Origin of the sequence: Corynebacterium sp. (assembly GCF_022712275.1) — a bacterium.
GTDB lineage: Bacteria > Actinomycetota > Actinomycetes > Mycobacteriales > Mycobacteriaceae > Corynebacterium.
Window position 1 is genome coordinate 24,723 of the sequence record NZ_JALAGU010000011.1, and the last position, 22,348, is coordinate 47,070.

19 protein-coding genes are annotated in these 22,348 nt (G+C 68.6%); 6 read left to right on the forward strand and 13 right to left on the reverse strand.

Translation table 11 applies throughout. The features are described from left to right. Positions 1-11: 11 nt before the first annotated feature. Complete coding sequence (locus Q0A27_RS01720) at positions 12-1,592, reverse strand: phospho-sugar mutase (protein WP_291473354.1); 1,581 nt, start codon at positions 1,590-1,592, stop codon at positions 12-14. Then, on the reverse strand, positions 1,589-2,419 hold the full coding sequence (locus Q0A27_RS01725) for a purine-nucleoside phosphorylase (protein WP_291473355.1): 831 nt from the start codon (positions 2,417-2,419) through the stop codon (positions 1,589-1,591). The genes Q0A27_RS01720 and Q0A27_RS01725 overlap by 4 nt, the downstream gene beginning before the upstream one ends. A gap of 142 nt (positions 2,420-2,561) precedes the next feature. On the opposite strand from Q0A27_RS01725, the gene Q0A27_RS01730 reads away from it, so the two are divergent. After that, positions 2,562-3,755, forward strand: a complete 1,194-nt coding sequence (locus Q0A27_RS01730) for an amidohydrolase (RefSeq protein WP_291473356.1) — start codon at positions 2,562-2,564, stop codon at positions 3,753-3,755. Between the two features lie 160 nt (positions 3,756-3,915). Here the strand turns inward: Q0A27_RS01730 and Q0A27_RS01735 are convergent, their stop codons facing one another. From Q0A27_RS01735 to Q0A27_RS01785, 11 genes are all read right to left on the reverse strand, one after another. Then, a complete protein-coding gene (locus tag Q0A27_RS01735; protein WP_291473357.1) occupies positions 3,916-4,572 on the reverse strand; it encodes a DUF1707 domain-containing protein in 657 nt (218 codons plus the stop codon). Positions 4,573-4,595: 23 nt separating this feature from the next. Further along, the gene (locus Q0A27_RS01740) at positions 4,596-5,858 is read right to left on the reverse strand and encodes a helix-turn-helix domain-containing protein (protein WP_291473358.1); all 1,263 of its coding nucleotides are present in this window, start codon (positions 5,856-5,858) and stop codon (positions 4,596-4,598) included. Continuing rightward, positions 5,855-7,300, reverse strand: a complete 1,446-nt coding sequence (locus Q0A27_RS01745) for an NAD(P)/FAD-dependent oxidoreductase (protein WP_291473359.1) — start codon at positions 7,298-7,300, stop codon at positions 5,855-5,857. The genes Q0A27_RS01740 and Q0A27_RS01745 overlap by 4 nt, the downstream gene beginning before the upstream one ends. A 52-nt stretch (positions 7,301-7,352) precedes the next feature. Next, on the reverse strand, positions 7,353-9,176 hold the full coding sequence (locus tag Q0A27_RS01750; RefSeq protein WP_291473360.1) for a DUF3556 domain-containing protein: 1,824 nt from the start codon (positions 9,174-9,176) through the stop codon (positions 7,353-7,355). A gap of 90 nt (positions 9,177-9,266) precedes the next feature. Next, entirely contained in the window at positions 9,267-10,757 is a 1,491-nt protein-coding gene (locus tag Q0A27_RS01755; RefSeq protein ID WP_291473361.1) for a class I adenylate-forming enzyme family protein, read from the reverse strand. 192 nt (positions 10,758-10,949) lie between these two features. Then, positions 10,950-12,533 carry a glycerol kinase GlpK gene (gene glpK, locus Q0A27_RS01760; protein WP_291473362.1) on the reverse strand — a complete coding sequence of 528 codons (1,584 nt, stop codon included), beginning with the start codon at positions 12,531-12,533 and terminating at the stop codon, positions 10,950-10,952. A 16-nt stretch (positions 12,534-12,549) separates the two neighbouring features. Beyond that, the gene (locus Q0A27_RS01765; protein WP_291473363.1) at positions 12,550-14,325 is read right to left on the reverse strand and encodes a biotin carboxylase N-terminal domain-containing protein; all 1,776 of its coding nucleotides are present in this window, start codon (positions 14,323-14,325) and stop codon (positions 12,550-12,552) included. A 118-nt stretch (positions 14,326-14,443) separates the two neighbouring features. Next, positions 14,444-15,274, reverse strand: a complete 831-nt coding sequence (locus tag Q0A27_RS01770; RefSeq protein ID WP_291473364.1) for a sulfurtransferase — start codon at positions 15,272-15,274, stop codon at positions 14,444-14,446. Between the two features lie 274 nt (positions 15,275-15,548). Beyond that, entirely contained in the window at positions 15,549-16,202 is a 654-nt protein-coding gene (locus Q0A27_RS01775; protein WP_291473365.1) for a nucleoside triphosphate pyrophosphatase, read from the reverse strand. Then, a complete protein-coding gene (locus tag Q0A27_RS01780; RefSeq protein ID WP_291473366.1) occupies positions 16,195-16,461 on the reverse strand; it encodes an acetyl-CoA carboxylase subunit in 267 nt (88 codons plus the stop codon). Before Q0A27_RS01780 ends, Q0A27_RS01775 begins: the two co-directional genes overlap by 8 nt. A gap of 20 nt (positions 16,462-16,481) precedes the next feature. Then, positions 16,482-18,068, reverse strand: a complete 1,587-nt coding sequence (locus tag Q0A27_RS01785) for an acyl-CoA carboxylase subunit beta (protein ID WP_291473367.1) — start codon at positions 18,066-18,068, stop codon at positions 16,482-16,484. A 32-nt stretch (positions 18,069-18,100) separates the two neighbouring features. On the opposite strand from Q0A27_RS01785, the gene Q0A27_RS01790 reads away from it, so the two are divergent. Genes Q0A27_RS01790 through Q0A27_RS01810 form a run of 5 tightly spaced genes read left to right on the forward strand, consistent with a single transcriptional unit; the run spans position 18,101 to position 22,345 of the window. Next, positions 18,101-18,973, forward strand: coding sequence for a biotin--[acetyl-CoA-carboxylase] ligase (locus tag Q0A27_RS01790; RefSeq protein WP_291473368.1), 873 nt, complete (start codon positions 18,101-18,103; stop codon positions 18,971-18,973). 4 nt (positions 18,974-18,977) lie between these two features. After that, entirely contained in the window at positions 18,978-19,532 is a 555-nt protein-coding gene (locus Q0A27_RS01795) for a PH domain-containing protein (RefSeq protein WP_291473369.1), read from the forward strand. Positions 19,533-19,537: 5 nt separating this feature from the next. Then, on the forward strand, positions 19,538-20,797 hold the full coding sequence (locus Q0A27_RS01800; protein ID WP_291473370.1) for a 5-(carboxyamino)imidazole ribonucleotide synthase: 1,260 nt from the start codon (positions 19,538-19,540) through the stop codon (positions 20,795-20,797). Further along, positions 20,798-21,310 (forward strand): 5-(carboxyamino)imidazole ribonucleotide mutase, encoded by a 513-nt coding sequence (gene purE, locus Q0A27_RS01805; protein ID WP_291473371.1) that lies wholly within the window; start codon positions 20,798-20,800, stop codon positions 21,308-21,310. It begins immediately after the preceding gene. Positions 21,311-21,319: 9 nt separating this feature from the next. Further along, entirely contained in the window at positions 21,320-22,345 is a 1,026-nt protein-coding gene (locus Q0A27_RS01810; protein ID WP_291473372.1) for a YdcF family protein, read from the forward strand. Positions 22,346-22,348 lie beyond the last annotated feature (3 nt).

Genomic DNA, 22,348 nt, shown 5'->3' on the forward strand with positions numbered 1-22,348 from the left:
TCGTGCGCGGGTCACTGTCCGGCGAGGCGTCGGACGGTGGCCGTCAGCTCCGCGAGTGCGGATTCCACAACGGTGCCGGACACGGCACCCTGGGTAGTGTCCGGCACGGGACCGGCGACCTGGAGGTAGAACTTCGCCTTCGGTTCGGTCCCGGACGGGCGGACCACCACACGGTAGTCCAGTCCCCGCCCGTCATTCCAGACGATGCGGAAGCCGGCATCCTTCCCCGCGGTCGGATCCAGCGCGGTGACCGCGGTCGACGCGTCCCCGCTGAGACCCTCCGGCGGTTCCGTCGCCCACCGCGCGACCAGTGTGGACGCGGCCTGGGGTCCGCTGAGACGCACCGACACCTGGGCGGTGCGCACCGGACCGTAGAGCTCGTCGAGTGTGACGAGTTCATCACGCAGGGTGCGTCCCTGTGCCTTGAGTGCGGCGGCCCATACCGCGGCGACGAGTGCCGTGGCGACCCCGTCCTTGTCCGCGACCAGTGAGGGGGCGGGGCAGGAACCGATGGCCTCCTCGTATGCGAAGGCCAGCTCGCCGTCGGTGTCGTCGGCGGCGCGGGCCAGGTGCTTGAATCCGGTGAGCGTCTCCCGGAACTCCCAGCCGGACGCCGCGGCGATGCGCTCCAGCAGCCCGGAGGAGACGACTGTCGTCGCGACGACCGGGGCAGGACCGGCCTTGTCGTCACCGCCGTCATGCGCCGGGACGAGGTGTCGTGCCAGCAGCGGGCCGGTCTCGTCGCCGCGCAGCATGCGGTAGCCGCGCGGGTCATCGGGGTCGGGGATGCCGAGCATGCAGCGGTCGGCGTCCGGATCCAGGGCGATGAGCAGGTCAGGACGCTTCGACGGGCCGGACGCCGCTGCGGTCTCCAGCAGCGCATCGCAGGTGCCCGGCTCCTCCGGGTTGGGGAAGGAGACCGTGGGAAACTCCGGGTCCGGCCAGCGCTGCGAGGCGACTGCCGCGGGGGCGGTGAACCCGGCGCCACGGAAGACCTCGGTGAGTACCGTGCCGCCCACCCCGTGCAGCGGAGTGAACAGGACGCGCAGGTTGCGTCGGGCGGCCAGTACCGCGCTGTCGCCCGAGCCGACGAGGCCGGTCACCGCGGTGACGTAACCGTCGACGGCGTGGATGTCCAGGTGCACATCCGGGGAGCGGGGGATTTCCGTGGCGGGCGGGGTCGCGGCGATACACGCCTCGATCTCCCGGTCCGCCGGGCTCACCAGCTGGGACCCGCCGGCGAGGTAGAGCTTGTAGCCGTTGTCGGCCTTGGGGTTGTGGCTGGCGGTGATCTGCACTCCGGCGTCCAGGTCACGGTCGCGGACCAGCCAGGCGAGCACCGGTGTCGGGGCGGGCAGCGGCAGCACCACGACCTGACAGCCGGCACCGGCGAAGGTCTCCGCGGCGGCCCGGGCCATGGCATTGGAGCCGTAGCGGGCGTCGAAACCCACGGCGACGCGGGGGCTTCCGATGCCCTGCTTCTTGAGCCAGGCGGCGACACCGGCGGTTGCCCGGGTGACGGTGGAGACATTCATCCGGTCCTCACCGGGGCCGACAGGGGCGCGCAGGCCCGCGGTTCCGAAGGTGATCACAGCGAGGTCACCGCCTCGGAGGCGACGAGCTCCGCCAGCAGCCCACCCATGTCCTCGGCGGCGGCCGCACCGGCGGCCAGCACCTCCTCATGGTTCAGCGGCTCACCGGTCACCCCGGCGGCCAGGTTCGTGACCAGGGAGATGCCCAGGACCTCCACGTCGGCGGCACGCGCGGCGATGGTCTCGTAGACCGTCGACATGCCCACCAGGCCCGCACCGCAGGTCCGCAGCATGTGGATCTCGGCCGGCGTCTCGTACTGCGGGCCCGGCATCATCGCGTACACCGCCTCACGCATCCCCGGACGCAGCTCCTGCACGATCTTCCGCAGGCGCGGCGCGTAGGCGTCCACCATGTTGACGAACTCCGCGCCGACGAGCGGGGACCGCATCGTCATATTGAGGTGGTCGCTGATGAGCACAGGCTCGCCGACGCTCATGCCCTCGGTCAGCCCACCGGCGGCGTTGGTCAGCACCACGGTGCCCACCCCGGCCGCCGCGGCGGTGCGCACGGCGTGGACGATGCGCCACAGCTCGTGGCCCTCGTAGGCGTGGGTGCGTCCCAGGAGAACGAGGACGCGGCGTCCTCCCAGCTCCAGGCTGCGGACCGTGCCACCGTGGCCCTCGGCGGTCGGCGGCAGGAAGCCGGGGAGATCGGACATCGGGAACTCGACGACCTCGGCGTCCCCGCAGAGCACGTCGGCGGCGGGACGCCAGCCTGAACCGAGCACCACGGCGATGTCATGGGCGTCGCGCCCGGTGCGTTCGGCGAGGGCGGCGGCTGCCCGGGAGGCGAGTTCCGGCGGAGTTTCGAGGGGAGAGGCAGTCATGAGGTCAAGCATAGGTCGAGGACCGGACGGCACGGGGAGCGAGTCAGGAGCGGGAGGGGAGAGGGAGGGGATGTGGTGGGGAGGTCAGGGACGACTAGAGTGGGGAGGTCACTGTCTGTCTCGTGGAGGAGCCCTACGACCCGTGAGTACCCCCGGCGCCGTTCAATCGGCTGTCAACACCTGGTTGGTCGACCACCACGACGACGTCATCGGCTGGCGCCGCCACCTCCACTCCCACCCCGAGCTGTCCCATGACGAGGTGCAGACCACCGCGTTCCTTGATGCCACACTGCGTGGCGTCGGCCTGGAGCCGGTGCTGCTGCCCGGCACCGGCCTTATCGTCGACATCGGAGGGACGCCCGACCAGCCGGCCGTGGCCTTCCGCGCCGACATCGACGCCCTGCCGGTCACCGAGGTCACCGGACTGGAGTTCGCATCGAAGAACCCGGGCGTCATGCACGCCTGCGGCCACGACATCCACACCACCGTGGTGCTCTCCCTGGCGTGCGCCCTGGCGGAATACGACCGGACCGAGGGCCTGGACCAGCGGGTGCGTTGCATCTTCCAGCCTGCCGAGGAGGTCCTCGACGGTGGTGCGACCGACGTCATCCGCGCCGGGGCGCTGCAGGGCGTGAGCCACATCTTCGCCGTCCACGCCGAGCCGAAACTGCGCGCGGGGCAGGTCGGGGTGCGTGCCGGAGCCATCACCTCGGCGACCGATGTCGTCGAGATCATCGTCAAGGGCCCGGGCGGGCACACCTCGCGTCCCCATCTCACCGCGGACGCCATCTACGCCGCCGGCCTGCTCATCACCGGTCTGCCCGGGCTGCTGTCGCGCCGGGTCGATCCACGCACCGGCACCGTGCTGACCTTCGGTGCGGTCAACGGTGGAGCGGCGTTCAACGCCATGCCGCAGGAGGTCTCCCTGCTGGGGACGCTGCGCACCGGCAGCCCGCTGGTGTGGCGTCAGCTCGGGGACCTGTTCCCTGAGCTGGTCGACCAGCTGCTGGCGCCGACCGGGACGACCGCGGAGATCCGGCACACCAAGGGTGTTCCGCCGGTCACCAACGACGACGCCTGCACCGCCCTGATGGCCCAGGCTGTCAAGGACATGGACCCGCATGCGCTGCAGGAGGCGCCGCAGTCCTCCGGCGGCGAGGACTTCAGCTGGTATCTGGAGCATGTGCCGGGGTCGATGGCCCGACTGGGTGCGTGGAACGGCCGGGGGGAGAAGGCCGACCTGCACCAGGCGGACATCATCTTCGACGAGGCCTGCCTGCCGGTCGGCGTGCGCCTGTTCGCCGGCGTGCTCGAGGAGTTCCGGAACCTGGGGTAGGGGACCGGTTCACCCGATGTGGTGGACGCCGCGTTCCTCGGCGACGCTGAACACCTCGGTCAGCCTCCCGGTGGCGAAGCGCACGGCGACACCGTCGTCGAGTCCGATCCCGGGTACGAGACGCCCCTGGGCGATGAGGTCGGCGCGGTCGCGGCGGGTTTCACTTCCGCTTCCGCCACTGGTCCCAGCCGTTGTTGACGGTGCGGCCGGCCCTGCCCATTGCCCGGTGCGCGAAGTCGAGGGCGTCGGTGGTCATCTCTGTCTGCTTGATCTTGCGCTGGGCCTTCTTCTCCTCGAGCTGCAGCTGGTGCGCCTGGCGCATCTTCTTCACCCGGGCCCGTTCCAGCGCCTCCGGGGAGGGGACGTACCAGGACGCAGGCCCGACCTTCATTACGTAGAGGAGAATCGCCACGACGGCGATCAGCGCCGCCGGGATCACCGACAGTGGCCCGTTGATGACCGCCGCCACCGCGCCGAGCGAGATACCGGTCAGCGCCATGATCCCGGCCCGCGGATTCGCCCCACGCCGGTGCTGCTCGGCGATCTCCCCGGCGGAGTACACCGCGATATCCGTTCCGGGGGAGGACGCCGGGCCCGACTGTGACCCGGGCAGCACCGGCAGGTCGCTGAACTGCTCGTCGATATCACCCCGGGTCATCGCCCCCGCAAGCACCCGGCACCGCTCGTCGTACTCGGTGATGCTGAGCCGGCCGTCGGCGAAGTGCACGCCGAGCAGGTTGATGGCGTGATCACGGTCGGCGTCCCCGATCCGGACGTGGCTGTCCCGGGACGCTGCACCTCGGCGGGGGTCATTCATGTTTCGTCAGTCTAGTCGCCCGGTCACTCCTCCCGGGGGTCGACGTTCAGCACAGACTCCCCGAACAACCGGCACATGTGCAGTGCCACCGAGGCCTCCGCAGGGGTTTCCCGTCCCCCGACGTCCATCAGGGCGCGGGCCTGCACGATCCGGTACTTCACGCTGTTCCTGTGCAGCATCATCAACTCTCCGGTCCGGGTGTAGCTTGCTCCGGAGTCCAGGAACACCGCGTACGTCTCCCGGAGTCTGGCGGCCCCTTCGGTCTGTGCCGCCAACCCACCGAGTTGTTCGGTGACCCACTGTCTCAGGGCCGGCATATCGGCGCTGAGCAGGGACGCCAGTGCCACTCCCGGATCGTCGTAGCTCACCGGAGTGAGGTGCGCCGGCCCGGCGATGTGGGCGACCCGTTCGGCGGCCTGTGCCTGGCGGTGGGAACCGCAGAACCCGGAGATCCCGGATTGCGCGGCACCGAAGCAGATCTGGGCCTGCGGCAACCGGCTCCGGAGTTCTTCAGCCAGTTCCGTCAGTCCAGCGACCGGGTCAGCGTCCTCCACGCCGAACCAGACCCAGGCGGTGCCACGATCCACGGCAGTGAACAGCGTCGATCCGGTGAATCCAGGTCGTCGGGAGATCCGTTGGACCTGCGAGAGCAGGTCAGTGGTGTGATCGACAGCTGCACTCTCCTGATTTACCCAGATCACCGCAGCCCGGTGCTGCTGGTCGATCCGGTACCGGGCGACACTCTCGAAACGCTCGGTCGGAACCTGGGCGCCTGCCAGCACGTCGCGGATCATCCTCGCGGTTGCTGTCGCGCTGTAGTCGGTGAGACGACGGGCTTCCTGCTCGTATGCGGTGAGGACTTCCGTACTCATCCAGTCGATGTAGGAGTGCAGGAAGCCGTCGATGTAGTGGAGAGCCTTGAGCTTCTCATCTGCGGAGCAGTCCAGGTTCCTGACGATCTCGAAGATCTCGCGACGACCGCCCTCCGCACCGAGATGATAGGCACGGCGTAGCTGATCGGCCGAGATCCCGCGCTCGGCCAGTTGCTGTGCGTACCGGATAGCCACCGTACTGGGGCGGGCCTCCTCCACCGGGATCCGGTTGCACATCAGCTGGATCACGGTCTCCAGATTGCCGGACACACTGGACGCCAGCATGCGGGCAAGTTCATCCGAGGCCAGGGGCGTCTCATTGTCGACGATGAGTTCGGTCATCGCGTCACTGATCCGGTCGAACCTGTCGCGCATGAGTGTCCCGATACGGACGACGAGATTCTCCACTGTCACACCGCCGCCCCCATACCGGCAGGGAGGTCGACACCGTGCTCCTTGAGCGCGGACAGCGCCGCGTTGTAGCCGCACATGCCGTGGGCACCGGCGCCCGGCGGGGTGGCTGCGGAGCACAGGTAGATGCCGCGCGTTCCCGTGCTGTACGGGTCGAGGGCGATCCGTGGGCGGAACAGCAGCTGGCGCACCGAATTTGCGCCGGTGACGATGTCCCCCTCGATGTAGTTCGGGTTGGCGTCCTCGATATGCCGGACATTCCACACCGTCCTGGCCACGATGCGGTCGCGGAATCCTGGGGCGTATTCCTCGATCCGATCGATGATCGCGGCGGTGGCGTCCCCGGTGAAACCGGCGGGGACATGGGCGTAGGTGTCCACCGGCTGGATGCCGTCGCGGGCACGGGTATGGTCCGCCACCGACTGCTGGGTCACCAGCACGAAGGGCCTCTCCGGCATGGTGCCCCGGTGGACTTCCCGTTCCGCCAGAGCCGTCTCGTCGAAACTGCCGCCGACATGGACCGTTCCGGCCTCGCGGGACGGCAGATGCGACCACGGTATACCGCCCTCGACGGCGAAGTGCACGGCGAAGGCGCCCGGACCGTGCCGGAAACGGGACAGTGCCCGGGACACCGCCCGGGGCATGAGATCTCCGACGATGTCGACGGCGGCTCTGGGGGAGGTGTCCAGCATCACGATCCCCGGATCGGGGATATCGGACAGTGACCGTACCCGTACCCCGGTCTCAACTCTGCCACCGTGGGATTCGAGGACGCCGACCATGGCGTCGGAGATCGCCGCCGAACCACCGACCGCCGCGGGCCACCCGAAGGTGTGTGCTGCAGTGCCCAGCGCTGCACCCACAGCAGACGACGCCAGAGTGTGGAACGGTCGGAAGGCATGTGCCGCCACACCGCCGAACAAAGCCCGGCCCTCGGGGGTGCGCAACAGTCGGGCGGTCACGGAGACCGGCATCCCGGCGACGGCACTGAAACGGGCCAGTTTCACCGGGTGGTCGGGAACATGGATCATCGGGCGGAGGAAGTCTTCGGTGACATCGGCGAAACTCCGGGAGAGCGGGCCGAAGACGGACCGCCAGACTGCGGCATCCTTCCCCAGCGCCCCAGCGGTGTGGTTGACGTCCCGGTAGACCGCCGCACCTGCCCCCGCTTCCAGTGGATGGGAGTACTGCACCTCCGGCCAGGTCCAGGACAGGCCGTGTCCGGCGAGATCCACGGAACGGGAGAAGGCATTGTCCACCGCCAGTGGGTGGATCCCGGAGCAGTGGTCGTGGATCAGACCCGGAAGCGTGACTTCCCCTGACCTGGTTCCACCCCCGACTTCGTCGGCGGCTTCGAGCACTGTGACATTCAGGCCGGCACGGGCGAGGGTCACGGCGGCGGCCAGTCCGTTCGGGCCGCTTCCGACAACAGTTGCTTTGTCCATGGTAAGCAGTCTGTCACTTTCTGTTCGTCCGCAGGGGCGGAGCGGGGTTTCTCTACGCGGGTTCCGGTGCGGTGACCGGGGCGGCGTCAGTGCCGCCAACGGAGGTGGATGCCCTGCCAGGGAAGCTGTAGCCGGGCAGCTGCCAGGTCACCGTGTGGGGGATCGGGCCGTCGGCCAGCCACGGGCAGGCCTCGCTCGCGTCGGTGACGATGAAGGTTCCCCGTTCGACGACGCCCAGCGCGGCGTCGATGACGCGGTACTCGACGTAGTTGCGCTGGATCGGCTGGGACTCGGTGTAGACGACGACCAGATCGCCGGGTGCATAGTCACAGCGCTTCTGGACAGAGGCGAGGAGCCGTTCATCGTGGAGGTGGCCTTCGCCGAAGTTCCAGCCCATTATCCCGGAGACCACCGTCTCGCCTTCACGGATGCGGTAGGTGTCTATGTCCACGAACCGGGGCATGATGCTGTGCATGGCTCGCCCGGACGTGTGCAGCGAGCGCCAGGCGTTGGCCTTCTGGGTGAACATCTCACCGAGATCCTCGCCGAAGGCGTCCACGATCTGGGCGGAGTGCTGTGCCCCGCCCTTGACGATGCACTCGTCGATCTTCCGCTCGGCGGCGGCGTCCTTCCAGGCCCAGCAGGTGGCAGCCCAGTTTCCGGCGTACTGACGGTAGGAGACGAGGAAGGAGATCCACTCCGGCTTCAGGTTGCCGAGGATCGGCCAGATCAGGATGGAGGCCACGACCACGAGGGCGATCCACGGGTTGCTGAAGTCCGTCACTGCGAAGCCTGCGCCGGCGTTGTGGCCCCAGAAGAGGAACACGGCGGAGAACATGAAGAAGAGATTCCATTCCAGGGGCACAGCCAGTGGAATGGTCGAGATGATGAACAGGTGGAAGGACAGGACCGCGAGCAGGGCGAGCAGGGTGACTGTCCGGTTGGTGGAGAACAGGAGCACCAGCGGGGCGGCACACTCCAGGATCGTGCCCGGGCCGTGGGCCATGAAGTGGGTGAATCCGGAGGGACGCAGGTCGTTCGGGAAGTTCTTGTACAGCTTCCGCTTGATCCATGTGCCGGGAACCCAGGGGGTGTTGGACATCATCACGGCGACGGTGGGGGAGAAGTGGTGGCCGATCTTGGAGAAGGCTGCGCCGCACCAGACGATGACGATGGTGATCTTCGCAGCCAGGATCATGTCGGTGTAGTTGGTGAGCACGGCGAAGGCCAGGAGAATCAGGGGGTACTGCTCGGATCGGGCAGCGAGGAAGACGGTCTTGTCGCGTAGACCCATCACGCAGATCAGCACGAGGTAGCTGAGGATCGCCCAGGAGGGCAGCAGACCCGCCTTTCCGTCGGGGACGAGGTCGTGGCGCTGTCCCGGGGCCACCAGGAGGTAGACCAGGTTGGCGAGGATGATGACATAGAGCGCGACATCGAAGACAGTGCGTCGGTCACCGCGGGTGAAGGGGATCCTCTCCCACGGAGGTTGGCGCAGGGAATTCGGACGCAGCCAGTAGAAGACGCCGCCGAACAACGGCTTGATATTGAAGGACAGCGGGCCGGAGGACGCGGACAGTCCCAGGATCTCGCAGAGAATCGACCAGACCATCAGTTTGAGGTAGACGATCGGTTCGGTCCACCAGGAGGTGAACTCTCCCCATCCGCCGAGGTCAGGGGTCGTCAGGCCGACGAGGAGGATACCGAGGCCGATGTAGGCGGCAATCTTGGCGACGTAGAACAGCGTCAGGACCTTCGGGACGCCGAAGCCGTAGTCGACCCAGTGCTTGTCGAGGACACGGATCCGCTCCTTGAACGGGAGGCGGACGACCGCCTCTGCGCCACAGGGCGGCAGGTCAGGTGTTGTGAAACCCATGGTACTTCCTTTATGTTCACGAAACTTAGGAGTCGGATGGACGAAGGCGCCGGTGACATGTGCGGGCTGCCTGTAGTGGGGGAGTTGAGGTCAGGCGGGGGCGAGGAACTGTGCGCGCAGGGTGGGCTTGTCGATCTTTCCCACCGGGTTCTTCGGGATCTCGGCCACGATCTGCAGGTCGACAGGGACCTTGACCTTCGTGAGATGCGTCCGACAGTGCGCCAGCAGGTCTGCTGCGGTGAGTGGACTTCCCTGCATCAGCGACACCACGGCGACCGGCTCCTCGCCGAGGACCCGGTGGGGCCGGGCAACGACCGCGGCTTCCAGGACACCGTCGGCACCGTGGAGCACGGCCTCGATCTCCCTGGGGTAGATGTTCTCCCCGCCGCGGATGATCATGTCCTTGACCCGGTCGATGAGGGTCAGGTACCCATCCTCGTCGAGGTGGCCGATATCGCCGGTGTGCAACCATCCGTCGACCACGGTTCCGGCGGTCGCTTCCGGAAGGTTGAGATAGCCCTGCATGACGGTCGGACCGGAGACGATGACCTCACCGGCGGTACCGGTCGGGACATCGTCGCCGGCCTCATCCACGACGCGGATGGTCTGGCCCGGCATGGCGGGGCCGACTGTCCCCACCTTCTGCTTCCCGTGGACCGGGTTGCAGGCGCTGCAGCAGGTGCCCTCGGTCAGTCCGTAGCCTTCGGCGACAGTGGCCCCGAACTGCTCGCTGACCCTGGTCAGTAGTTCGGGGGATGCCGGAGCAGCGCCGCAGATGATGAACTGCAGGGAGTCCGTGGCGGGGCGTCCTTCCGGGGGAAGGTCTGTGAGACGGGAGAGGATCGTCGGTACGCTCGAGAAGTAGGTTGGACGGTGCTGCTCGATCAGCTCCAGGAACGGCCTCGGTGCGAACCTCTCGACGAGGGTGACCTGTGCACCGCACCGCAGCGGGGTGAGGATGCTGACAAGGATCGCATTGACGTGGAACAGCGGTAGAACGAGAATGCAGTGGTCGGTGGAGTCGGTCCTCATCCGCTCCTCCATCGCCGCCGACATGGCGTCCAGCTGGGTGTGGCCGAGCATCGCACCCTTCGGGCGGCCGGTGGATCCGCTGGTGTAGACCACCAGGGCGGTGTCGTTACCGGTGATCACGTAGGGGGTATCGGCCCCGGACGCTGCCTCCGGTGCGACCTCGTTGCCGTCCTCGATGAGGGTGGTGACGGTGGTGACGTCGACGGTGCGTACCTGACGCGCGAAGCGCGCCGGGTCGGCACAGACGACCGTGCGTGCCCCGGAATCCTCCAGCTGGCGCATGGCCTCGCTGTCCGTGAACACCGGGTTGATCGGGGTGACGGTGGCACCGAGATACCAGGCGCCGAACATGGTCACGACGAACTCGCAGCAGTTCGGGAGCATCACGGCGACCACGTCACCGGGGGACACCCCCTGCTCCCGGAGGAGATCGGCGACCGCCCGGGACCGGTCGGCGGTCTCCCGGTAGGTCAGGCAGTGGTGGTTGTCCCGGATGCAGGGACGGTCCTGCCTGTCATCGGGGACGTTCCACGGCAGATATGTGAACAACGGGGTGCCTCCTTGTTGACGACGGTGGAGACCGGGGTCGACGGGACTGTCCCGGGGCCTCTCGATCTTTTCCACCACCATAGGAAGTATGTGAGGAGGGTCACATCGTCCTGTGCCGACAATCTTCTGCGCAGCTGTTGTGCACGGTGACCAAGAGCCGACTGGGGGAGGCGCAGACAGCCGGGGAGCGTCTCACGCCCAACCGACGGAGCGCTCCACGGCCTTGTTCCACAGGGCGAAGGCGGCGTCCCGCTCCTCCTCGGAGTCATTGGGCATGTAGGTCTCCTTCTCCTGCCACAGCGACCGGATCTCGGCGACATCGGCGAAGAACCCGACCGCCAGTCCCGCGGCATAGGCTGCGCCCAGTGCCGTGGTCTCGGCGACCTCCGGCACCGTCACCGGGACCCCCAGCTGATCAGCCTGGAACTGCATGAGCAGCGAATTCACCACCATGCCACCGTCGGCCCGCAGCCGGGTCAGCGGCACACCTGCGTCCGCGTTCATCGCGGCCACAACCTCGCGGGTCTGGAAGGCCGTGGCCTCCAGCGCGGCCCGTGAGATGTGCGCCTTGGTGACGTACCTGGTCAGGCCGACGATCACGCCCCTGGCGTCCGGCACCCAGCGCGGGGCCAGCAGGCCGGAGAAGGCCGGCACGACCACACAACCGCCGTTGTCGTCGACACTGCGGGCCAGCCCCTCGATCTGCGAGGAGTCGGCGAAGAAGCCCAGATTGTCGCGCAGCCACTGCACCAGCGAACCGGTGACCGCCACCGATCCCTCCAGGGCATAGACCGCCGGGGCGTCCCCGAGCTGGTAGGCGACCGTGGTGATCAGCCCGTGCTCCGAGGTCTTCGGTTCCGTGCCCGTGTTGAGCAGCAGGAAGTTGCCGGTGCCGTAGGTGCACTTCGCCTCACCGGGCTCAGTGCACGCCTGGCCGAAGGTCGCCGCCTGCTGGTCGCCGAGGATGCCCGCGATGGGGACGCCGTGCACCGGGCCCGAGCGCTGCACCTTGTCGATGACCTCGGAGGAACTGATGATCTCCGGTAGCAGGGACATCGGGATCCCCAGTCGCTCACACAGTTCAGGATCCCACTGCCGGGTCCGGATGTCCATGAGCATGGTGCGCGAGGCATTGGTCACGTCGGTGACATGACGGGCGCGCGGCTGGCGTCCCCGGGCAGGACGCCCGGACCGGCGTGTCGAGCGGGTCAGTTCCCAGATGATCCAGGTGTCCATGGTGCCCACGGCGAGCTCGCCGCGCTCGGCACGCTCACGTACACCCGGCACATTGTCGAGGATCCAGCGGATCTTCGGGCCCGCGAAGTACGTGGAGACCGGCAGCCCGGTCCGCTCCCGGAACATGTCCCCGTCCCCGGCTGATTCCAGGTCCTCGCAGATGGGGGTGGTGCGGGTGTCCTGCCAGACGATGGCGTTGTACACCGGCTCGCCGGTCTCCCGGTCCCAGATGACCGTCGTCTCGCGTTGGTTGGTGATCCCCAGTGCGGCGATGTCCTCGGTGCCGATGTCCGCCCGGGCCACGGCGTCCGCGATGACGCGGCGGGCATTCAGCCGGATCTCCTCGGGGTCATGCTCCACCCACCCCGGGTGCGGGAAGATCTGCCGGTGCTCCAGCTGGCTCACCGAGACGACAGCACCGCGGGCGTCGAAGACGATCGCGCGGGTGGAGGTGGTGCCCTGGTCGAGGGCGAGGATGAACCCCTTGTCGGAGTCGCTGCCGGACCCCGGGTGACGGAAACGCGAGAACAGGTCGGCCATCAGTGGTCCCCCCGGGTCACACCAGCTGCAGCATAAGCTGGGACTTCTTCACACCGTCACCGGCGGCGACCGCCAGCCCTGCCACGGTGCCGGCCTTGTGCGCCTTCACCGCGTTCTCCATCTTCATGGCTTCGAGCACCAGCACCGGATCACCCTTGGCGACCTGAGCACCGTCCTCGACGAGGACGGTCACCACGGTGCCCTGCATCGGGGCGAGCACGTCGTCACCGGAGGCAGCGGCGGACGCGCCACCGGAGGACTTGCGAGGCGCACGACGTGCCGTGCCACCGTTACCGACGAGATCGCCGGGCACGGAGACCTCCAGCCGACGACCGTCGACCTCGACCGCGATGGTGCGCGGCGGGACGGCATCCGCCTCGGCCGGATCGCCGTCGAAGGCGGGGACGCGGTTGTCCCACTCCTCCTCGATCCAGCGGGTGTACACGGTGAAGGATGTCACCTCCGGGTCAGAAAGCTCCGGGGCGAACGCCGGATCGGCGACCACGGCGCGGTGGAACGGGATGACCGTCGGCAGCCCCTCGACCGTGTACTCGTCGAGTGCGCGGGCGGCGCGCTGCAGTGCCTCGGCGCGGGTCTCACCGGTGATGATGAGCTTGGCCAGCATCGAGTCGAACTGGCCGCCGACAACGGAACCCTGCTCCACACCGGAGTCCATGCGAACGCCGGGGCCGGCAGGCTCGCGGTAGGTGGTGAGGGCACCGGGGGCGGGCATGAAGTTCGCGGCGGCGTCCTCCCCGTTGATCCGGAACTCGATGGCGTGGCCGCGGATCTCCGGATCGGTGGTGCGGGACAGTTCGCGGCCCTCGGCGATGCGGAACTGCTCGCGGACCAGGTCCCAGCCGGTGACCTGCTCGGTGACCGGGTGCTCGACCTGCAGTCGGGTGTTGACCTCCAGGAAGGAGATCAGACCGTCGGCGCCGACGAGGTACTCGACGGTGCCGGCACCGTGGTAGCCGGCCTCCCGCATGATCGCCTTGGCGGACTCCCGTAGCCGGGTGTCCTGCTCCTCGGTGAGGAAGGGGGCCGGGGCCTCCTCCACGAGCTTCTGGAAACGGCGCTGCAGCGAGCAGTCACGGGTGGACGCCACGACGACGTTGCCGTGGGTGTCGGCGAGCACCTGGCACTCGACGTGCCGGGCCCGGTCGAGGTACCGCTCGACGAAGCACTCTCCGCGGCCGAAGGCCTTCTCGGCCTCACGGGTCGCGGACCCGAAGAGTTCCGGGATCTCTTCGACGGTGTGGGCGACCTTCATGCCGCGCCCACCGCCGCCGAAGGCGGCCTTGATGGCGACCGGCAGGCCGTGCTCGGCCGCGAAGTCGACGATCTCCTGCGCGTCCGCTACCGGCTCAGGGGTGCCGGGAGCCATCGGGGCGTCGACCTTCTCGGCGTAGTGCCGGGCGGTGACCTTGTCCCCGAGCTCACGGATGGCGCGCGGGGAGGGGCCGATCCACGTCAGCCCGGCATCCTCCACTGCCTGGGCGAAGTCGGCGTTCTCGGAGAGGAACCCGTAGCCCGGGTGGACGGCGTCCGCACCGGAGCGGGTCGCGGCGTCGACGATCTTGACGATGTCGAGGTAGGTCTCGGCAGAAGTCTCGCCACCCAGGTTGAAGGCCTCGTCGGCCATGCGCACGAAGGGGGAGTCGGCGTCCGGCGTGGCGTAGACGACGGCGGAGGCGATGCCCTCGTCGCGCGCGGCCCGGATGACCCGGACCGCGATCTCGCCTCGGTTGGCGATCAGGACCTTGCTGATCTTCCGGTGTTCTGCCGGCACGTGTTCTCCTCTTTCTTGTACTTCATTCGTCGCCGCTCAAAGGTTGCGGTGGCAACCGTTCGACGCTACTACGGAATCCACCGTAGTAGCCACCCCCGCTGTTACAGCCGCGAATTTCCTACTGATCCGCGGTGACCGGCATGCGGACCATGTTGCCCCACTCGGACCAGGACCCGTCGTAGCAGCGCACGGCGTCCCGGCCGAGCAGATGGTGCAGCACGAACCACAGGTGAGCGGCACGTTCACCGGTCTGGCAGTAGGTCGCGACCGGGGAGTTAGCGTCGAGGTCGGCGAAGGCGTCCTCCAGGTCGTCCCGGGAGTGGAAGCGGCCGTTGGGTCGGATCGAGGCCGACGGGGCGATGTTCGCGGCACCGGGGATGTGGCCCGCGGCGAACTCCGGTGCATCCCGCAGGTCGAGGAGCTGCAGATCCCCGTTGTCCCTGAGGTCGGTGAGCATCTCGTCGACGAAGATGCGGTGGCTCAGGTCATCGCGTTCGACCACCGGGTAACCCCGGGTCGGTCCGGGAGGGGCGTCGTAGGAGGTTTCGCGTTCCTCCTGCATCCATGCCTCCCGGCCACCGTCGAGCAGACGGACATCGGGGTGACCGAAAAGTTCGAAGACCCAGAAGGCGTAGGACGCCCACAGATTGGACTCGTCGCCGTAGATCACCACGGTGTCGTCGCGGGTGATGCCCTTGTCGTCCATGAGGCGGGCGAAGGCCTCGCCGTCGAGGAAGTCGCGGCACACCGGGTCGCCGAGGTCACCGTGGAGGTCGATACGGATGGCGGTCGGCAGGTGGCCGATGTTGTAGAGGATGCTGTCAGAGTCTGACTCGACGACCTTGAGTCCGGACCCGCCCAGCTTCGCGCCCAGCCAGGAACTCGTCACGAGCCGTTCCGGATGGGCGTACTGCTGCAACGAGGGGGTGGGGTCATACTCGATTCCCATGGGTGCGGGTACCGCCTTTCATGTCTGGTGGACAGTGTAACGGTGGTGGTGGGCAGATGTGACCTGTGGGGCGGGAAGGAGTGGGCTGTGGTGCAGGTGACTGAGATTTACCGGGGGAGTGGTAGATACACCGCATCCGCCGCACTCACACGCGAAGAGCAGGAAATCTGCCACCGCTCAGGTCGTTTTCCCGGGTGGAAAGGGATCTGAGAGGTGGTGGATTCCCGTGGAGTATCGGAGGGGCGGGGATGGCGGGGAATGCCGGAGCTGCAGACTACCGGTTCCAGAGGTCGGAGACCGCCAGTCCGTAGCTCTCGACCGCGCGGCGCACCAGCGGCAGCGACAGCCCGATCACACTCGACGGATCTCCCTCGATCCGGTCGATGAACCAGCCGCCCAGGGCCTCCAGGGTGAACGCACCCGCACAGCCCAGCGGCTCACCCGTGGCCGCGTAAGCCTCGATGTCGCGGTCCGAGGCTTCCGCGAAATGCACCACCGTCTCACTGACGGCGGTGGTGACCGGGGCGAAGACGCCCGAGAACAGGTCCACCGGGCTTGCCCGGGTGAAGGCGTGGCCGGTGATCAGCGTCGCCGAGCGTCCCCGCTGGGCACGCCAGCGCTCAACCGTGCGCTCCACGGTGTGCGGTTTGCCCTGCAGTTCGCCGTCGAGCAGCAGCATCGAGTCGCCGGCGACGACCACGGCACCGTCCGGCACCCGGTCGGCGTACCGGTCGATGACTGCAGTCGCCTTCGCGGCGGCGAGACAGCTGACCACCTCCGCCGGGGAGGGGTCGGGAATCCGGGTCCGCAGGTCGGCGATGGCGGCGTCCTCGTCGACCCCGGGCACGAGTACCAGCGGTTCGATCCCGCCGGAGCGCAGCACCGACAGTCGTGAGGGGGAGGAGGACGCGAGGACGAGATCAGCCACGGAATCCCGCCGGACTGAAGACGGTCTGCCAGCGGGTGCCCGCCCCGGGCAGTCCCCAGGCGCCGCGCGGGTGCCGGCGCACCAGCTCGCGTGGATCGGAGTAGATGGTCGCGGATTCCGCGACCACGGTGCCCAGTGCCTCAGCCACCGCAGCGGTGAGCAGGTCGGCGTCGGGGGCGTCCCCGTCGGAGGCATCGGCGGGCAGACCGCGTAGCACGGTCACCGGGATCTGCGTGGTGTTCTGTGACGTGTCTGTCATGGCGTCCTTTCCGTTGCCGGTCACAGCGGCAGGTTGTCGTGCTTGCGGACCGGGGCGGGAACGACCTTGCGCTCCAGCAGTGCCAGCCCGTCGGACAGGCGGGCGCGGGTCTCAGACGGGGCGATGACCGCGTCGACGTAACCACGGGACGCCGCGGCGTACGGGGTGATCAGGGAATCCTCGATCTCCTCGGTGAGTTGGACGCGCAGCGCGTCGACGTCCTTGCGCTTCCGGGCGGCCTTTGCCAGCGTGTCCGCGTGGACCACGGTGACCGTGTTCGCGGCGTCCGCGTGGGAGATCTGCGCACTGGGCCAGGCGAGCACCAGGTCGGCACCCATGTTCTTCGCCCCCATGGCGATGTAGGCCGAGCCGAAGGCCTTGCGCACCACCACGGTGAGCACTCCGACGGAGGCGTCCGCCACAGCGGAGAACAGCGGGGCGGAGCGGCGCAGCAGGCCGTTGCGCTCTTCCGCGGTGCCCGGCATGAAGCCGGGGGAGTCGACGGCGAAGACCAGGGGGATGTTGAAGGCGTCGCACATCCGCACGAAGCGGGCGGCCTTGGCCGCGGCGGCGGCGTCCAGTGCACCGGCGAGGACCAGCGGCTGGCTGGCGACCACACCGACGTTGCGTCCCTCGATCCGGGCGAAGGCGGTGATGATGTTGCCGGCGTGGTCGGCCGAGAGCTCCAGCAGACTGTCGGGGTCGACGACGCCGGCCAAGGCGTCGAGCATGTCGTAGCCGGCGAGCGGGGAGTCCGGGATCAGCGCATCGAGCGCCCCGGTGTCCGGGGCGCCCGGCTCGGTCGGCGGGGTCAGTGCCCGGTTGTTCGACGGCAGCTGGGCCAGCACGTCCTTGACCAGGCCGAGAGCCGCCTCATCGGTGGCGGCGGTGAGGTGCGAGGTGCCGTTCGAGGCGAGGACCTCCACACCACCGAGCTCATCGGCGCTTACCTCCTCGCCGAGGACGCTGCGGGTCAGCTCCGGGTCGGTGAGGTAGAGGTGCGCACCCTCGACGGCGACGACGACATCGGCCAGGACCGGCTGGTGGGCCTCGGTGCCGGCGGTCGGACCGGCGATGACGGAGATCTGCGGGATGACACCGGACAGGCGTGAGCGCAGCCGGTAGAGCTTCGCGGCGGTGCCGAGGGAGACGACACCTTCCTTGACGCGGGCACCGGTGGAGTCGTGGATGCCGACGAGCGGCACGCCGGCACGCTCGGCGAGCTCCATCACCTTGATGAGCTTTTCGCCGTGGGTTTCGCCGACAGTGCCGTCGAAGACCGTGGCGTCCTGGGAGAAGACGCATACCTGGCGACCGTCGACGGTGCCGTAACCGGTAACCACACCGTCGGTGACCGGGCGGGACCGGTCGAGGTTGAAGGAGGTCGCACGGTGGCGTGCAAGGGCGTCGATCTCGACGAAGGAACCCTCGTCGAGCAGTGCGTTCACCCGTTCGCGGGCGGTGAGCCGGTCGGCGTCGTGGACGGCGGCGACGGCGTCCTCTCCGGTGGGGGCCAGTGTCTCGGCGAGCCGGTTGCGCAGGTCCTGCAGCTTGCCGACGGTGGTCGACAGGTCGGCCTCGGGCGTGGCGGAGGTGGGAACAGTCATGGAGGACAGTCTAAGCGTTATCCTCGGGAGGCATGAACGGTACTCCCGAACCATCCGCCGCTTCCCGCCACCCGGTCGACGCTGACCGGGTGGCGGCGGTCCTGCACGCCGCCGGTGTCCGGCGGTTCAGCGTGGACCATGTCGGCTCCACCGGCTCGACGAACGCCGACCTCGCGGCACGTGCGAACTCCGGCACCGGCACCGACCGCACCGTGCTGCTGGCCGAGGAGCAGGTCTCCGCGCGGGGCCGCATGGGCCGGCCCTGGTCCGCCCCCGCCGGTTCCCAGTTCATCTGCTCTTTGCTGCTCGCCCCGGAACAGCTCGACATCGAACGGCTCGGCGAGCTTCCGCTGTTCATCGGGGTCGCCATCGCCGGCGCCGCCCGGGAACTCGGCGTCCCCGCGGTCCTGAAGTGGCCGAACGATGTCCAGGTCGTCCGGGACGGTGTGCCCCACAAGCTCGCCGGCATCCTCGTCGAGGCCGCGTCCGTCGATCCGCCGGCCATCGTCCCGGGCATCGGCCTGAACCTGTCGATGACCGCGGACGACTTCGAGGACGCCGGGCTGCCCACCGCCACCTCGCTGACCCTCGAAGGCCTGGAGATCCCGGACGCGGAGGTACGCGACCGGGTCACGGCGGTATTTCTGCGTCATCTCCTGGCCGCCGACGACGCCTGGCGTGCCGGCGGGGACGCCGCCGCCGACGTCCGCACCCGTTACCGCGAGCTGTCCTCGACCCTGGGCACCCGGGTGCGGGCAGAACTGCCGGGCGGGGAGAACCTCTACGGCACCGCCGTGGACCTCGGCACCCACGGTGAACTCGTGCTGGAGTCCGTCGACGGGACCCGTCACGCGGTCACCGCCGGGGATGTGGTGCACCTGCGTCCCGACGAGCGGGAGCGCTGAGTCCATGCCCAAGGTCCGCTTCGAGCGCGGGGAGGTGATCCTCGCCGAGCTCAGTCCGTCGCGACGTAGCGTCATCTTCCCGGTGCTCGAACTCATTCTCGCCACCGGAGTCGTCTGGCTGCTCATCGGACTGCTGGACGCCCACCTCGCCGATGAGGCGGTACGCGTGGCCGGATACGTGCCCGACAATCTCGCCGAGGTCCCCGGCCTCCCCGGTGCGGCGGGTACTGCGACGGCCGCCCTGTGGGGACGCCGCGTCCTGCTCATCGTGTGGGTGTGGATCGCCTGGCGGCGGTGTATCCGGCACCTGCTGTTCCGGCAGCGCAGCCGGATCATCCTCACCGACCGTCGGCTGGTCACCGCCTCCGGCGACTGGCGCTCACGGGTCGTGGAGATCCCGCTCGACCAGATTGTCGAGGTGCGTCAGCGGGGCAGCACGGTCAATGTGTGGACCCGTGGGTACCGCGTCCCGGTGCGCCTGGCGGACGTGCCCTACGCCGCCGATGTGGCCGCGATGGTCGACGAGCGGATTGTCCGCTACGTGCGGCCGGTATACTGACGCGGGTGAGTAGCGAACCTGATCTGCACCTCGCCCGCCCTGAAGCCCACGCACCCGGAATGCCGCTGGTCACCGTCATCGGCGACGGCCAGCTGGCCCGGATGATGCAGCAGGCGGGTATCGAACTCGGACTGACCGTCCGGCTGCTGGCCGGTTCCGGGGCAGCCTCCGCCGCCCAGGCCACCGCCGACGTGTGGCTGGGCGAGTACACCGACGAGGGTGTCGTCCGCACGGTCAGTGAGGGGGCGGACGCCGTCACCTTCGACCACGAGCACGTGCCCAACGAGTACCTCGAGGGGCTCATCGCCGAAGGTGTGAACGTCCAGCCCCAGCCGTCCGCACTCATCAACGCGCAGGACAAGCTGGTCATGCGGCGGCGTATGCGGGAGATTGGCGCGCCCGTGCCGCCCTTCGCCGAGATCCTCTCGGTCTCCGACGGCGAAGGATTCTGGGACGCCACCGACGGCGCGGTGTGTCTCAAGGCCCGCCGTGGCGGCTACGACGGCAAGGGCGTCTGGTTCCCGGAGTCGCGGGAGCAGACCGCCTCCCTCGTCGCCGAACTGCTGGAGCAGGGCGTGCCGCTGATGGCGGAGAAGAAGGTCCGCCTGGTCCGCGAACTGTCCGCCATGGTCGCCCGTACCCCCTCCGGTGAGACCGCCTCCTGGCCGGTCGTGGAATCCGTGCAGGCCGACGGCATCTGTTACCTGGCCGTGGCCCCCGCCCCTGCGGAGACCGCCGGTCAGGCGCGCGTCGTCGCACAGGCCCACTCCCTGGCCCGTGAGGTCGCCGAGGAACTCGGTGTGACCGGCGTCCTCGCCGTGGAACTCTTCGAGGCCGTCGATGAGGCCGGGCAGCCCGAGATCATCGTCAACGAACTGGCGATGCGTCCGCACAACACCGGCCACTGGACGCAGGACGGCTGCGTCACCGGCCAGTTCGAGCAGCACCTGCGTGCGGTTCTCGACCGTCCGCTGGGCTCGACCGCGCTGAGCTCCACCACCACCGTGATGGCCAATGTGCTCGGTGACCCGGACGCCGATCCGGAGATGCCGATGTCCGAGCGGATGGACGAGGTGTGGCGCCGGTTCCCGACCGCGAAGATCCACCTCTACGGCAAGGAGTGGCGTCCACGCCGCAAAATCGGGCACGTCAACATGTCGCTGCCCTGCGGCGCCGCCGCGACCGCGGAGAACGTGGAGAAGCTCCGTACCTCCGCCCGTCTCGCCTCCGATTTCCTCGTCACCGCCACCTGGAAGGACCAGTGAATGACTGACCAGAACACCCCGCTCGTCGGCATCGTCATGGGGTCGGACTCCGACTGGCCCACCGTCGAGCCCGCTGCCGAGGTCCTCGCCGAGTTCGGCGTCCCCATGGAGATCGGTGTGGTCTCCGCCCACCGTACCCCCGACCGGATGCTCGACTACGCCCGTGAGGCACACACCCGCGGCCTCAAGGTGATCATCGCCTGCGCCGGCGGTGCCGCGCACCTGCCCGGCATGGTCGCCGCCGCCACGCCGCTGCCGGTCATCGGCATCCCGAGGTCCCTGAAGAACCTCGACGGCATGGATTCCCTGCTCTCCATCGTGCAGATGCCCGCCGGTGTGCCGACCGCGACCGTCTCCATCGACGGCGCGAAGAACGCCGGCCTGCTGGCCGTGCGGATCCTCGGCGCGGCCTACCCGGAGCTCACCGAGCGGATGGTCGCCTACCAGGAGACGATGCGTGACGAGGTGCTGGTCAAGGATCAGCGGCTCAAGCAGAAGCTCATGGGGGAGTAGTCCTCCGCAATGTCACTGCTGATGCTGGTCAGCCTGGTGCTGATCGTGCTTCTGGCGGGCACCGGCTGGAGTGTGAAGGCCCGGTCCCGTTGGGCCGGCAACGGTGCGCTCGTGTTCACCGTCGGTCTGCTGCTGTGGGTCTGGCTGCTGGTCGCGGCGACCGGCGCAGGATTCGCCCGGACGATGTGGATCGTCTTCGGGCTCTCTCATGTGGTCGTCGCCCTGGTCGGCTGGTTGACTGCACGGTGGATGGGGGACGCCCTGCCCGGGGTCGACGGTCGTGGTTGGTTCCACCTGTCGACGGTCGTGGCCGCCGCCGAACTGCTGAGCCTGGGGGCCGGTGCCCTGTCCATGGTGCTGCGTTCGATCAAGGGTATCGGCGACGGTGGCGACGACATCCGCTTCTCCCTGGTCATTATCGGTGTCGCGGCCCTGGTCCTCTGGGTCTGTGCCGTTGTCTCGATGATCCGCTACCTGCGTGACGTGGGGCGTGGTCGTAGGCGTCGTGCACCGGAACGGGCGGATGCGGTGATCGTGCTCGGCGCCGGACTGGTCAACGACCGGGTCAGTGATCTACTGGCATGCCGTTGTGACCGGGGCGCGGCGGCCTGGCGCTCGGTGACCGAGCATCGCCCGGCCCGGAGTACTCCGCTGATCGTCACCGGTGGCCGTGGGGACGACGAGCCCTGCAGCGAGGCGGAGGCGATGCACCGGTACCTGGCCTCACGGGGATTCCCACGGGGTGCGGTGCTGGAGGAGCGCTACGCCACGGACACCACCGAGAACCTGCACTTCAGCCTGGACCTGCTCAAGGAGCGTGGGGTGCGTGACCCACATGTGGTGGTGTGCACCTCGGACTTCCACGTGCTGCGCACCGAGCGGATCGTCGCCGCCCTGGAGGCTGAGCGGGGGGACAACGGTGTGCCCTTCTCGGCGGTCGTGCTGGGGGCACCGACACCGAAGCCCGCGATCCCGGCGTCCTACCTGCGGGAGTACGTCGCGCTGACGATCCACCGGCTCATCGGCCGGGCGTGAACA